Source organism: Psychrobacter sp. M9-54-1 (assembly GCF_016613355.1).
GTDB classification, from domain to species: Bacteria; Pseudomonadota; Gammaproteobacteria; order Pseudomonadales; family Moraxellaceae; genus Psychrobacter; species Psychrobacter faecalis.
In genome coordinates this window covers 102,160-117,244 of sequence record NZ_JADGFW010000013.1, presented here as the reverse complement: position 1 = coordinate 117,244, position 15,085 = coordinate 102,160, and the positions used below count along the sequence as shown (strand labels likewise).

The 15,085-nt window shown below is 44.5% G+C and carries 9 protein-coding genes; 6 read left to right on the top strand and 3 right to left on the bottom strand.

Going from position 1 to position 15,085, the window contains the following annotated elements; genetic code table 11:
- Positions 1-147: 147 nt before the first annotated feature.
- Positions 148-1,173 (bottom strand): RluA family pseudouridine synthase, encoded by a 1,026-nt coding sequence (locus tag IQ457_RS06520; RefSeq protein ID WP_242465373.1) that lies wholly within the window; start codon positions 1,171-1,173, stop codon positions 148-150.
- Positions 1,174-2,424: 1,251 nt separating this feature from the next.
- Between IQ457_RS06520 and IQ457_RS06515 the strand changes: the two genes are divergently transcribed.
- A complete protein-coding gene (locus tag IQ457_RS06515; RefSeq protein WP_200662532.1) occupies positions 2,425-6,750 on the top strand; it encodes an Rne/Rng family ribonuclease in 4,326 nt (1,441 codons plus the stop codon).
- A gap of 277 nt (positions 6,751-7,027) precedes the next feature.
- Here the strand turns inward: IQ457_RS06515 and IQ457_RS06510 are convergent, their stop codons facing one another.
- The gene (locus IQ457_RS06510) at positions 7,028-7,951 is read right to left on the bottom strand and encodes a DUF808 domain-containing protein (protein WP_200662531.1); all 924 of its coding nucleotides are present in this window, start codon (positions 7,949-7,951) and stop codon (positions 7,028-7,030) included.
- Between the two features lie 413 nt (positions 7,952-8,364).
- On the opposite strand from IQ457_RS06510, the gene IQ457_RS06505 reads away from it, so the two are divergent.
- The 5 genes from IQ457_RS06505 to IQ457_RS06485 all read left to right on the top strand — a co-directional run bounded on the left by IQ457_RS06505 (position 8,365) and on the right by IQ457_RS06485 (position 14,402).
- On the top strand, positions 8,365-9,222 hold the full coding sequence (locus IQ457_RS06505; RefSeq protein ID WP_200662530.1) for a DsbC family protein: 858 nt from the start codon (positions 8,365-8,367) through the stop codon (positions 9,220-9,222).
- A gap of 223 nt (positions 9,223-9,445) precedes the next feature.
- Positions 9,446-10,807, top strand: coding sequence for a homoserine dehydrogenase (locus tag IQ457_RS06500; protein WP_068406383.1), 1,362 nt, complete (start codon positions 9,446-9,448; stop codon positions 10,805-10,807).
- Between the two features lie 101 nt (positions 10,808-10,908).
- Positions 10,909-12,090 (top strand): thiolase family protein, encoded by a 1,182-nt coding sequence (locus IQ457_RS06495; protein ID WP_198328753.1) that lies wholly within the window; start codon positions 10,909-10,911, stop codon positions 12,088-12,090.
- Positions 12,091-12,617: 527 nt separating this feature from the next.
- The gene (locus IQ457_RS06490) at positions 12,618-13,466 is read left to right on the top strand and encodes a DUF2382 domain-containing protein (RefSeq protein ID WP_200662529.1); all 849 of its coding nucleotides are present in this window, start codon (positions 12,618-12,620) and stop codon (positions 13,464-13,466) included.
- A 204-nt stretch (positions 13,467-13,670) separates the two neighbouring features.
- On the top strand, positions 13,671-14,402 hold the full coding sequence (locus IQ457_RS06485; RefSeq protein ID WP_242465372.1) for a YsnF/AvaK domain-containing protein: 732 nt from the start codon (positions 13,671-13,673) through the stop codon (positions 14,400-14,402).
- A 110-nt stretch (positions 14,403-14,512) separates the two neighbouring features.
- Here IQ457_RS06485 and IQ457_RS06480 read toward each other — a convergent pair whose 3' ends face one another.
- A complete protein-coding gene (locus tag IQ457_RS06480; protein ID WP_200662528.1) occupies positions 14,513-15,070 on the bottom strand; it encodes a hypothetical protein in 558 nt (185 codons plus the stop codon).
- Positions 15,071-15,085: the final 15 nt, after the last annotated feature.

The window sequence follows — 15,085 nt, the reverse complement described above, 5'->3', positions numbered from 1 at the left end:
ACAAATGGCAAATATAAAAATGTCACAGGTTCTTATTTGGCGAATGTATGCGCAAATAAGCAACTGTGACGATTGTGTTAAATAGTCATTTCAAAACTGCATTGACTATCAGTCTTTAAACAGCCTTTAAAAAGAAATTTTTAAAACTTATTCAGGCAGCTGCATATCTGCTGGTAACCAATCTTTCATCTCATCTGGTAATGGCGCGGTAATGGTTTCATAGCCAGGAATATCTAAACGCCACGCATGTAAACACAAACGATGCACGCCCGATTTGTCATGCACATTGTATTTATCATCACCTAAAATAGCATGACCGATATGCGCCAAATGTACGCGAATTTGATGGGTGCGACCGGTCAAAGGTTTTGCTTCAAGCAGGCTCACTGGCTGATTGTTCAGCGTAAAGCGGCCATGCACAATGATATCGGTCTGGCTTTCTTTGGCTTGTGGGTCTTGCGCATCTACTTTTACGCGGCGCTCACCGCTAGCCAGCGTATAGCGCAGTAATGGCGCGTCGATACGCTGCTCATTGAGCGCAGGTTGACCTTTCGCTAGGCAAAGATAATGCTTTTGAATGGTTCTATCGACAAGATGCTGCTGGAGCACTTTTAACGCCGAGCGCTTTTTAGAAATCATCAGCAGACCTGAAGTATCTTTATCGATACGATGAATCAGCTCGAGATATTTTTTACCTGTCACTTCGCGCATGGCTTCAATAACGCCAAAATCTAAACCACTACCGCCATGCACAGCAATACCAGCAGGCTTATTAAGTACGATTAGCCCCTCATCTTCGTAGACCACTCGCGCCAATAAGCTATTGGCAAATTCAGCGCTGATAATCGGTTTGTCACGGGTCGCGAGCTGTACAGGCGCAATACGCACCACGTCTTCACGCTGCAATCTATCATGCGCTTTACAGCGTTTATTATTAACGCGCACTTCATCTGAGCGAATCATCTTGTAGATGTGGGATTTCGGCAAACCTTTTAGGCGATTGAGCAAAAAGTTATCCAAACGCTGGTCGTGCTGATGGCGCGTGACTTCAAGGTAATTGACCTTTTCAAAGTTACTGATTTCGTCATCGGCACTTTGCGGGCGCGTTTTACTATTAAAGATAGCGGGCGCTTCGTGGATAGGCTGTTCGGTTGGCATTTTTGAGTTTGTCATTTTTAGTTAGGTATTTACACAAAGATTTGCTATAGTTTAGCATGTTGAGCGCCAATTAAGCAGAGGCTGCGACAATAATTCCTTGTTGTTACAGACAATATTGCGCCGTTGCTACTACTGGTTAGTCAGGCGATGGCCGTTATAAAGGTTGCCAAACTTGTGCGTTTCATCTGATTTTAAGGGTGTTATATCCCTTGATATACCCTATAATGCCCCATAAATTGTAAGAACAACGCTGATAATTATCTATATATAGGATGTATCAGTACCCAAAATTTTTAGTACAACGTTTTTTAGTAATATAGTTTTTTATCAAGACAAAACACGCTGATATTAAACGACATCGCTTTGATAAATTGGCTAACAACCATTTTATCGCGCGATAACAACATAACATTTACTCACTACCGCCTAACCACGACTTATTTTGATAATTATTTATCACGCATAACTAATTATCAGCCAGTCCTTTAGCGCACAGTTGAGCAAGTATGGGTCGCTTAGAGCCAGAATCGAGCATCATTGATTGATTATCGATAGCTGCCTAAGTATTGGTGGTCAAACAGAGCACGCGAAGTAGGATAGACAAGAGACACCGCGCCGATAAGCCGGTCATTTATTCTGTTTGCCAAGTACGCCCCGCTGATGATTAGAGCAGCGCCACCTAGCTTTGAGTTACCCCAGATATTTTTGACGTGATAGCCAAAAGAACGATAAATAAAGAATGACCAATTGCTTTACCTAAAAGGATAACCGCTGCACGGCACTGTTTTATGCACTAGCACTTACCGATAAAACAGTTCTTTATTAACAGCGCTATGATTGCTAGACCTTGATTGATTAATTGTGACAACACGATGCTTTTTTGGTAATTGTGACCTCTTAAATCTCAGTCCTTATCCATCGCCGCCCTTACAAGGTGTGCGGATTAAACTTGGATAAATGACTGTCAAAAAGACCACAAACCCGCACGTGCCTTAATCGTTAGAGCAAGCTTACTCATAATACTAATATAGATAGTAGCCTTACACCCTACCTTGTCTATATAAACGTTACCGACATTAGCAGGATAAATGGCTAATACATTTTAGGTTAACAGCAGTTACGAAAAGCTCATGTGCTTGCCGTTACTTCTGCTTTACGTTCTACCGCTCACTCACATCTGCTCAGGTTGATTTACCCTTAACCGCACTTGCTCCCTTGCCCGAAAGCCTGCCCCGTCGTTGTTATGCGTACTCATAGGATTCAAATATGAAACGCATTTTAATCAACGCTACTCAAAACGAAGAAATTCGCGTTGCCCTTTGTAAAGGTAATCACCTCTACGATTTCGATTTAGAAAACCGTACCCGCGAGCAAAAAAAATCCAACATTTATAAAGGTCACGTTACCCGTGTCGAGCCATCGCTTGAAGCGGTATTTGTCGAATATGGCTCACAGCGCCAAGGCTTTTTGCCGATTCGAGAAATTTCTGCTGAATATTTAAGCGGCAATCCACGCGATGAAAACATCAAAAAATTAATCAAAGAGGGTGACGAGCTTATCGTCCAAGTTGAAAAAGAAGAGCGCGGCAATAAAGGCGCAGCGCTTTCGACTTATGTCTCTTTGGCAGGGCGTTATTTGGTGTTGATGCCAAACAACCCTCGTGGCGGCGGCATTTCGCGTCAAATCTCGGGCAAATTACGCGAAGATATGAAGCGCATGCTCAGCAATCTTGATTTGCCAAAAGGCATGAGTGTCATCATTCGTACTGCTGGTATTGGCAAGACCCAAGAAGACTTGCAACACGATTTAAATCACTTGCTTAATATCTGGCAAGCCATCCAAGAGCAAAATCAAAAATACCCATCACCGCGTTTGGTACACCAAGAAGCAGGCGTCGTCACCCGTGCCGTGCGTGATTATCTACGCGACGATATTAGCGAGATTTGGATTGACAACGAAAACGCTTATATCGAAGCGGCCGGTTTTATCGATGCCGTGATGCCAAAACAAGCAGAAAAATTGCGCAAATATACCGATTATGAGCCAATGTTTTCGCGCTTTAATATCGAAAAGCAGATTGAAACAGCTTATCAGCGCGAAGTACGCCTGCCATCAGGTGGCTCAATCGTTATTGACCAAACGGAAGCCTTGGTGTCTATCGATATCAACTCAGCAAAATCAACCAAAGGCTCAGATGTTGCTGAAACTGCCTATCATACCAACCTAGAAGCAGCCGATGAGATAGCTCGCCAGCTACGTCTGCGCGATATGGGCGGCTTGATTGTCATTGATTTCATCGATATGAATGACAACAAGCACCAAAAAGAGGTGGAAAAACGTTTGGTTGAAGCAACCAAATATGACCGCGCGCGCGTACAGTTTGGTGATATTTCTAAGTTTGGCTTGATGGAAATGAGCCGTCAGCGCTTGCGTCCATCATTAGAAGAGTCAACTGGTTATATCTGCCCGCGTTGCCATGGCAATGGCATGATTCGTGATTTGCGCTCGTTATCACTGTCAATTATGCGTCAAATTGAACAAATCGCCCTTAAAGAACGTCAAGGTGAAGTGCAAGCTGAAGTGCCAACCGATATTGCTGCGTTCTTATTAAACGAAAAGCGCGATAGCTTGGTTTATCTTGAGCAAGACAGCGGCACTCGTATTACTATTTTGCCGCACGCGCATTTAGAAACGCCAAACTTTAAGCTACACTTTAATCGCGATGGTTTTGCCCCATCAAGCTACGAGCGTATCACCGATACCCAGCAACAAGAACATAGCGATCTTGGTTATAACGTCGATTGGCAAACCGCTGATTCAGTGCGCCCAGAGCAGCAGCCAACGCGCCAGCCACGTCAGGTAGCCGATAACAGCAATAACAACAGTCAATCGACTACTCGTGTCAATAGCCAACAGCATGCACAGCAACAGCAGCAAAGCACGACCAGTCATAGCAATGACCATCGTAGCAATGCCAATGCTAGCGCTAGCAATGTAGCAACACGTGTACCCCAACCTCAAACTCAGTCACAAAGTACGCCAACTGTTGCGACTACCGCGGCGCCAGTAGCTTCGCGAAATAATAACGCGACTACCGCCCAACCGCAAGCAGTCGCTTGGTTATCCAACCTATTTGCCCAAGCGCCACAAGCATCGACGACGCCTAAGGTCAGTAGTCGTGATGCTGCCGAAGCCATTGAAGCACTGGTAAATACGGGCGCTCAAAGTCTTGGTTCGTTTGGACAAATAGATAGCAGCGCTTTAGATGCTAATGCTCAAGCCACAGTAGCACCGCAAACGGCAAGCAATCAGCAAAGCACTGAGCAACAGCCGAATACTAATCGTCAGCAAGCCGCTAATAGTAATACTGATGATAACGACGCTGAAGACAGAAGAAGACGTAAGCCGCGTAAATCAAGACCTTCTAAAACGCGTCAAAGAAAAGAGCAGTCAGATGAGTCCAATGGTAATGCAGCTAGCAACAACGTAGACGACAGCCGCTCAACCGGCACTGACGACAAGCAGGCTGATAACCAAGATAAACGTCAGCATGATAATCGCCGCTCTAATGACCGTAATCGCAACAACCGTCAAGACAGGGGTCGTAATGGAAATGACAATAGCAATACCGAGCACAATGACGCTGCTAGGAAAGACGCTAATACAATAGATGAGCAAACGCGTGCCAAGCGTAAATCAAACAGCCAGCGCTCCTCACGCGGTAAAATTGAGCGCGGTGAGACGTTAAGTGCGAATAACGAGCAAAGCAATAAAGAGACCAGTCATAGCAATGACAAAAATCAGACCAGTACCCGCCGCAACCAAGACCCTAATGAAGTGGTATTACAGGTCAATGAAGCGGCTACGGAGCTCAAGTCACCCGAAGTTGTGCATTTGTCTTTAGATGACAGCAAATCAGTAACAGCAACGCGCCCAGAATCTGAAAAACGGCTCTCTGAAAAGCAAAATTCAGACAAAGCGAGCGATAAAGCTGAGTCAGAAAAAGCGCCTCAAGAAGACAGCCGTCCTAAAAATTCTGAGCAGCCTAAAACTGACGAGCAAAGTACTGATAAGCAAGGTACTAACGATCAACCTGCCAAAAGTGTTGGTGAAACGGTTGATAGTAGTCCAAAAACCAGTACGCAAACTGTGACTGCCGACGCTGCTAAAAGTGACAATGCTCAAAATGATAAGGCTGAAAGTGGCGATGCGGTGGTAGCGGCAGCAAAAATGGACGACGCTAAGACAAGCACCACTGAAGACAAAGTGCAAAAGTCTGACGCTAATTCTGTAGACGAGCGTAATGTCGAAGCTACAAAATCAGCAGCCGATGAGCACTCGACCTCTAAAAGTGGTAGTGCTGTCGAAACTAGCAGAAAAGCTGATGGCATAGCGCCTACCGAGAAAGCGCAAAAAGCGGCTTCTAATGTTGATGCTAATACCGATGATACTGACAGTAGCAATCAAACAGCGTTTGAGCTTGACCATCAAGCTTTGTTCGCCAAGCGCTATGTGACGGCTGAAAAGTTCGGTCAAGCCAGCAATGATCCACGCGTGGTTCGTCGTCAGCAGGCTCAAGCCTCGACAACTACAGCATCGGATAATCAATCGCCTGTGGTAAATGAGCATCGCGCTGTGAACGTTCCAGCTATCCGCGGCACGGTTGGCGAGTTTATCCGCGCAACCTTGCCAGAGGCGCAAGCGCGTTTAGCCGCTGAAGGCGTGATTAATTGTTTTAATGCGGCTATCGCTTTGCATCTAGAGCAAGCTAACGCTGTTAACGAAAAGGTAGATAGTAACAACGAGTCTAAAGTCGAGACTGGCAAAACTGCCAAGCAAGATTTTGACTTCAGTAACTATGGTTATGAACCTTTAGCAGCGGATTATCTCGCAAGCTTTGAGGCGATGACGCAAGCCGTCAGTCAGTTTGCTGCGGCGCAAGGTAAAACAGCCGTTGAGCCTCGCCCTATTAGCAAGCGGGCGAGCAACGACCCACGCGGTCAGCATCCTGACTATCAGGAGCCAGCTGCAACCACAGTCGCCGAAGCGCCTAAAAACGGCTCTCTAGCAGCCGACAGCGACGTTGACGTTGACGCTCAGAATGTAGACGCCACTGCACTGGCCAATCAAAGTCAGACAGACGATGTCAGCGCCGATAGTGAAGAGTTGCTAAAAGTAGAGCAAGCGCTCGAAGCAGAAGACTCGGGGCAATCTGATGTTGATGCCGTAGAAGCGCAAAACCTTGAAGCAGCAGATACTAAAGTTACCGATGCTGAAGTTAAAGATACTGAATCTGAAATCAGCGTTTCTGATGTCGAGCAAAGCGAAACCGAGCAAGCATCTGAGCCAACTGAACAGCTATCTGAGCAAGCGACAAAAGAGGAAATTCAGGCGGCGAAGTCAAAAACGACCATCGCCAGTTATAAAAACATGATCGAAAATGTGGCTGAGCAATTACTACCACAAAAAGGCATGTTTAATTTAACCACGCCAAAAGTCCCAAAAGCGCGGACGCGTAAGCCGAAAGCGGAGCATAAAAAGCCGACGCAAGCGGAAAAATCAGAGAATGACGATTCTGATAGCGAAAGCTAATAGCTATCATTAATACTCTTTTATAAAATATCAAAGCCCCAAAGTTGTTAGCAACTTTGGGGCTTTTTAATCAATATAGCTTTATAACGATCTTTTATAGTCAAAACATCCTAAAAACGCGACAGTATTGCTGATATCAATTTTTTGTAGCCTCTGTCTGCGTAGGCACAGCAAGCGAGAAAAATTGATATCAGCAGTGCGTGATGTATCAATATTACTTTTCACTCACTATATATCAATGCCAAGTTTTGATAATCTTAGTCTTCGAAAAACAAGCTTAATGGGCAGTAGGCTCGTCTTTATGACGTATCTTATTGATAACCGTAAATAGCGCAACGATAGCAGCGCCAATAATAAAACCGATAACGCCATTTAATAAGGCAGTGGTAAAACTTTCAAACACGCCTGTCAAATGCGCAATATCTTCAACCTCATAGTGCAAAAAGTTAATACCGTGCACCAAAATACCGCCACCGACTAAAAACATCGCCAAAGTCCCAGCGATAGATAAAAACTTCATTAATTTAGGCGCTGCCGTAAATAAAACCTTACCGACTTTTTGAGTAAAATCACCGTCTTTCTCCATCATATGCAAGCCTAAGTCATCAATTTTAACGATGCCCGCGACCAAACCATAAATACCAACAGTAATACCGATGGCCAAAATAGATAGCACCAAACTACGTTGTAACAAGGTAGCGGTTGCCGTTGCACCTAGCGCAATCACAATAATTTCTGCTGATAAAATAAAATCGGTACGTACCGCCCCTTTAATTTTTTCTTTTTCAAAGGCGACCAAATCAACAGTTTCATCAGCGTTGGCCTGTCGACGGGCATTTTGCTCTTCATCATCGGGCAGGGCATGCGGCCAAAAGCGATGAATAACCTTTTCAGCGCCTTCATAAACCAAAAACAAGCCGCCACACATCAGCAAAAAGGTAATTAAAGGCGGATAAATGGCGCTAATAAGGATAGCTGCTGGCACCAAAATAAGCTTATTAATAAACGAGCCTTTGGCAACCGCCCAAACGACTGGCAGCTCACGATTTGCTGTGACGCCGGTGACCTGCTCGGCATTCAACGCCAAATCATCACCCAATACCCCCGCGGTTTTTTTGGCGGCGACCTTAGTCATGACCGAAACATCATCGAGTATCACACTGATATCATCAAGTAGGGTTAATAAACTGGCACCTGCCATAGGGTCTCCTTAGAAAGTTAGAAAGAAAAATAATAATAGAAAAATTATTTTAATGAATAATTTAATGTTGATGACAGTAGCCTACCTAGACATAAACCTAGATGAAATAGTGCAAATGTATTTTATATCGGCTTTTTAATGGCTATCTGTAAATAATACATTTGCCGATAATATTTACCGTTAATAAAGTTGGCAATGTCAACAAATAGCCTTTAGTGGTTATTTCTAAAAATATGCTAATATAACCAGTATTGCTACTTATCTTTTATTATCAATAAATTGCACCTCATCCTTGAAATATATCGCGCTGACAACAAAATCTAGCGTATATGGGATAAGCGTTCATACACCATCTATGTCCCTGTTTTTATATCTATATCTTGCTTAGGCATCATCGCCTAAAGGAAATATCTATGTTTTTACCTTCTTTCTCTAAACCTACCCCTGCTCGCGCTCTGTTTTCTCGCAAGCCTTTATCGCGGATGATGATGGGCGCATTGCTGGTCGCGATTGCCGCAGGCTGCTCGAATAATGCAGCTGATGCAACCAGCAATACAGGCATCGTCAATAGCGCCGAAGCCAAAGTCAGCACCGCACAAGTCGCCGATAATGATGCAGCAGTGGTCAAAGCCTTACAAGCAAACCTAAAAGCCTCAGGGATTGAAGAAGAAATCATTTCAGCCGTACCAACGGATATGGACGATATTTACTGGGTAACGGCATCGGGCTTACCATCGTTTTTTACCGATAAATCTGGCAAACATATTATCCAAGGACAAATCATCGCCGTTGGGCAAGAAGCGCCAGTTGATATCAGTGGCGCTTTGGTTGCCAAAGCCGCGCAAGACGCTCTAAAAACGGTCGATAAAAAAGACATGGTTATTTATCCAGCAAAAGGCGCGACCAAATCAGTTGTTTATGCCTTTACTGATGCCGACTGCCCTTATTGCACCAAGCTTCATGAAGAAATGGGCGAGATCAATGCACGCGGTATTGAAGTGCGTTATTTGGCGTGGCCGCGCAGCGAAGGCAGTATCCCAAAGATGGAAGCCATTTGGTGTAGCGAAGATCGCAAGGCGGCGATGGATCAAGCAAAAATGGGCGCTAATGTCCAAGCGCCTAGCTGCAATAGCCCGGTAAAAGAGCAAATTGAGCTGGGAATGTCGCTAGGGGTACGCGGCACGCCAGCTATCTTTACCGAGTCTGGCCAACAAATTGGCGGCTATCTACCCGCGGCGCAATTGGCGCAAACAGCGATTGATGCCAGCTAGTCATCTACCCTTATATTACTGACCTTAGCGACAGTGAGATTGGGTAGACGCCACAAGCGCTTATCGGTATGATACGATGAAGCGCTAGGTAAAATTAGCGGTGTATTTTTATACTTTTCTTCTTTATATCAGCCTCTTATTTAAGCACTTTTATATAAGGCTTTTTATGTAAGCGCTGTCATAGAAGCATTTTTATCCAACTCTATAATCTCTTGAGGATACTGTGAGCAAATCCATCAAACTAGCGATACTTGGTCTGGGCACCGTCGGAACGGGCGTGATCAATCTAATCAATGACAATTTAGATGAGTTAAAACGCCGTAGCGGACGCGACATTGTGATTACCGAAGTTGGTACCCGTCGTCAGCGCGATGATATCGACGCTACCATCGTACAAAATAGTGACTTGATGGCAACTGCTGCCAGTGACAATGTCGACATTGTCATCGAAGTGATTGGCGGTACGACCTTGGCTAAAGATGTGATTATGCACGCCATTAAACACGGCAAACATGTGGTCACTGCCAATAAAGCCTTGCTCGCCGAACACGGCAATGAGATTTTTGCCTTTGCCGAAGCCCATAATGTGCACGTTGCTTATGAAGCGGCGGTGGCAGGTGGTATTCCAATTATCAAAGTCATGCGTGAAGGCCTTGCTGCCAATAAGATTGAGTGGTTAGCTGGTATTATCAATGGCACTGGCAACTTTATCATGACTGAAATGCGTGATAAAGGTCGCCCGTTCGCCGATGTTTTAAGCGAAGCACAAGCACTTGGTTACGCCGAAGCCGATCCAACCTTTGATGTCGAAGGTATTGATGCGGCGCATAAGCTTGCGCTCCTCGCCTCTATCGCCTTTGGGATTCCGCTACAGTTTGACAAAGTTTACTGCGAAGGTATCACCGGTATTACCTTGCAAGACGTCAACTACGCCGAAGAGCTTGGCTACCGTATCAAACATCTAGGCTTTGCGGTACGCCGCGAAGACAACGGTTCAGGTGATGGCCAAGGAAATAACGGCGCGGCTGGTATCGAGCTGCGTGTTCATCCAACCCTCATTCCACAGAACGCCCTACTTGCCAACGTTAATGGCGTAAAAAATGCGGTATTAGTCAACTCGCACCCACTTGGTCAGACGCTATATTGCGGTGATGGCGCTGGTGCTGGAGCAACGGCTTCTGCAGTCATGGCGGATGTCATGGATTTGGTTCGCGTTCTTGGTAGTAAAGATAGCAACAATGAAAGCACGAACGGTCACCATGTGCCGCATCTAGCGTTTATCCCAGAGCAATTATCAGACACACCTATCTTGCGTGCTGAGCAAATGATTACCGGTTACTATCTGCGCGTGCATGCGCATGACAATCCGGGCGTTTTGGCGGATATCACTCGTATTTTGAGTGACGCGGGTATCAATATCGATGCCATTTTACAAAAACCTGCGCATAAGCTGGGCCAAGTACCAGTGATTATCTTGACCCTACCTGTGGTGGAAAGTCAGATGAATCTGGCGATTGAAAAAATCGAGAAGCTCGATACCATTACAGATAAAGTCGTCCGTATTCGCTTAGACGAGCTAGCTTAATCTATCCAGCGATTCATCTATAAACGTGTGACCTTAGCTAAAAACTTTTTTTTAATGACTAAAAAACTTTCGTTTCAAATACCGAAAAAGGAAAAATAACGATGTCAAATGATGCAATTGTAATTTTAAATGGCGCCCGTACTCCGATGGGTGGTTTTCAAGGCGCTTTAAAGGACGTCAGCGCAACCGAATTGGGCGCAACCGCTATCAAAGCAGCCGTTGAGCGTTCAGGCGTGAGCGTTGATAATATTGATGAAGTCATCATGGGCTGTATCTTGACTGCTGGTCTTGGTCAAGGCCCTGCCCGTCAGGCGATGCGTAAAGCAGGTCTTAACGATGCTACTGGTGCCGTTACCATTAATAAACTTTGTGGTTCTGGTCTAAAAGCAGTTATGCAAGCGCACGATGGTATCAAAGCGGGCAGCTTTAACGTCGCAGTGGCTGGCGGTATGGAATCAATGACCAATGCGCCTTACATCATGCCAGGGTCACGCAGCGGCTACCGCATGGGACATAAAGAAGTCAAAGACCATATGTTCTTAGACGGTCTAGAAGATGCCGAAACCGGCAAATTAATGGGGCAGTTCGCGCAAGAAATGGCCGATGAAAAAGGCTATAGCCGTGAGCAAATGGACGAGTTTGCTATTGAATCGCTAAACCGTGCTTTGACAGCGATTAAAGACGACCATTTTAAAGATGAAATCGAGCCTGTCACTTTCAAATCGCGTAAAGGCGAGCAAACGGTTGATACCGACGAGCAGCCTGCCCTTGCCAATGCTGAGCGCATTCCTACCCTGCGCCCTGCTTTTGCAAAAGAAGGGACGATTACAGCGGCAAACGCCAGCTCAATCTCAGACGGCGCGGCGGCGGTTGTGATGATGAAAGAATCACAAGCTAAAGCCGAAGGTTTAGATTATCAAGCACGTATTGTTGCCACCGCCTCTAACTCGCGCCACCCAAGCGAGTTTACCATTGCTCCGATTGGCGCGATTGAAAAAGTGCTGGACAAGGCGGGTTGGTCAATTGCAGACGTCGATTTATGGGAAATCAACGAAGCTTTTGCGATGGTGACCATGGCAGCGATGGATAAGTTAAAAATCGACCACGCTAAAGTCAACGTCGAAGGCGGCGCTTGTGCACTTGGCCATCCAGTTGGCTGCTCTGGCGCGCGTATCTTAGTTACCCTTATCAACTCGCTTAAACGTACTGGTGGTAAAAAAGGCGTTGCAACCTTATGTATCGGTGGCGGTGAAGCTGTTGCCGTTGCCATTGAACTGGCTTAAGTTTAAGCCAATTCAACGTTTGAGCTTTTAAATTCGAAGTTCTGATTTAAAATATCGACTGATTTTCTTAAAATTTTAAGACCGCATAGCTATTAGCTGTGCGGTTTTTTTATACCTAAAAATGACAAATACCGCAAAGCGGTGAACACGCTGTAAGAAAGCCTTAACTTAATTTTATATAGTAACGGCGTCATTTACAGCCTATTACACGCAATTACCTCAAGCGCACACTTTGCTACCTTGCTCATATATCGTATCGAAAAACCTGCTGCTACGATAATAACAAGTTGATGGAGAGGCTGCTTATTAACGATAGCTAGTCCTTAATGATAGCGAGATTCTATTAATAACCACGGTAATATCTTCTTCATCTAATCTTGTTGATTTATAAAATCTAAGTTTAAACAAGTTCAAAAGAAATAGACGACAGTTTTTTAGCAACGCAAATTTTTACTGTATTGCTATTTTATGAAAAATAATTATTAAACCAATCAAAATAAATTTACTCATAAAAAAGGAAGACAATAATGAGCCAACTAATTCGTTTAAGAGATATCCAAGCAACTCACCGTGACCTAATTGGTGATGACTATTATGATCCAACTGGTAAAACTGCTTATGGTGTCAATGAAGAAAAAATCGGCAAAATCGAAGGCGCGCTAGTAGAAGATACCACTGGTCGTATTCGTTATTTAATCGTTGATGCAGGCGGCTGGTTCAGCTCAAAAGAAGTTCTCGTGCCAGCAGGTCTCGCTCGTATCGTCGGTGACGACGTCTTCTTTGATAGCTTAACGCAAGCACAAGTAGAAGCGATGGAAGTCTATGATCACGATTACCAGTACAGCTATAAAGAACAGTACGAAAAAGATCGTCAATCATTCGCTGCTGATACTGTGCCAGAAGCAGAACGTATGGAAATCGCTGACCACGCTTATAATGCGCCAAATACCTTAGAGCTACTAGAAGAGCGTTTGACAGTAAATAAAGACCGCATCGTTGCAGGCTTAGTAAAAGTCGGTAAGCATGTCGTTACCGAAGAGCGTAATGTCAATGTTGACCTTGAAGAAGAGCATGCCAACATTCAACGTACCAATGTAGATCGTCCAACAGACCGCCGCATCGGTGATGTAGATGGCAATCAAACGGTCGAAGTTGAACTAGAAGCAGAACGTGCACGCGTCAATAAAGAAACCTATGTCGCTGAAGAAGTAAACGTCGGTAAAACTACCGAACGTCATACTGAAACTATCGCTGAAACCATTCAACGTGAAGAATTAGATATCGATGGTGATGGTAATGTGGTTGACCGCGAAGGTAACCTTTTTGACCGTGATGATATCACTGCCGAAGATGTCCGCCGCGCTCGTGGTATGTAATAGGCAATACTTTCGCACTTTGCATTACTTTTAAGGAAGATTCCTTAAATTAAGAAATAATCATTAGAAAAATAAAAATTAGATATGCATCGCGCGATAGTAATGAGCAGCTGAGTTTCAAGCTCAGTAAATAAGACCAGAGCTTGCCTCTGGTCTTTTTTTATACCTCTTTTTAAACTACATCATTATTTAAGGGACACTACCATGATTAACGACGACAAAAAAATTGACCCACGACAAACGCATCAACGCTCATCTTTAGCAACTGACCCTACTTCGCATTTAGAGCAAATTGCCAATCATAGCGGTGAGAACAAATTGCCTGCGCCAGATTTGTCCGCTACGGATTTATCCAATACTAATCAGCAACAAACTGTGTCGAGCAGTATACAACAAGGCTTAGCAAATAATTTATCTACTAATTTAGCAAACCATCAAACCGATACAGGCAATGGTGGCTATTTAGAATTATTAGAAGAGCGTCCTGTGATTAACAAAGAACGCTTGGATGTTGGCAAAGTCACGGTAACCAAGCACAGACGCACCAAAACCATTGAGGTGCCTATTGAGCTGGTAGAAGAATATATTACCGTGCGTACTGATTATCAAGACGCAGAGAGCCAGGATTTACTATCAGGTAATTATGATGATAAGGACATATTGCGTCATGTTGAGCCGTCGCTAGATAGTAAAGCAGTCGTGACCATCAATGGCAAGCAGGTTGAGATTGGTGACGCGCCGATTGAGATTGTCTTATCGCGTCAGGTAGCGACGATTACCAAAGACACTCATGTGATCCAAGAAATAGAGATTAATAAAACCACGCATACCCATACCGACAGCATTCAAGTAGCGCTACAACACGAAGAGCTAGATGTTAAAGAAGAAGGTTATCTAGCACATGAGCAACAAAGCAATGCTGCTTATAAAAAATAGTGTTTATAAAAAATGGGCTGATAAAGCATAAAGCGTTTTTGTAAGCAGTCGTAAGACCAAACTAAAAAAAGCAACGTTAACGTTGCTTTTTTTATGCGAGGTATTTGTTGTTAGGCGGCTGTTTCTGCCGTTTTAGTTTCAGACGCTGGTGATGTTTTACATTCATAAGTACTGACGTTTTCTGAATCGGCACCAGCGGTACGCATCACACCAGTTTCACGATCTTCGTGCGCCACGCGCCACTGGATAAAGCCTTTACCACCGTCAAACGCTGTATCTAGATTGAAAACTTCAGGATTGGTCGCATCATTGGTTTTGGTCAGAGTTACTGTACCTTGAGCAGTCTCAAGAATCACTTGTTTGTCAGCGTCTTTGTAAGTGGCTTCGACGGCTAGTGCCGGTGAACATGAGTAGCTCATTTGCTTAACGCCAGAATTAACAGACGCTAAGGTATCCTCTTCCACATCGCTGACTGGCGCATCTACCACCACATCACTTGGCTCAGCAGGCTCTGCGGACATAGGCACCGATTGCTCTTCACTGATACTGTCTTCTAGGCTTGATTCTGGCTCCTGCTGTTGTTGACAAGCACTAATTGTCATCGCGCCAGCGAGCAGACCTGCAACAATGACAGAGGTACGAAATTGTTTTAATAATTCTATATTCATGACACTCTCCAAAAA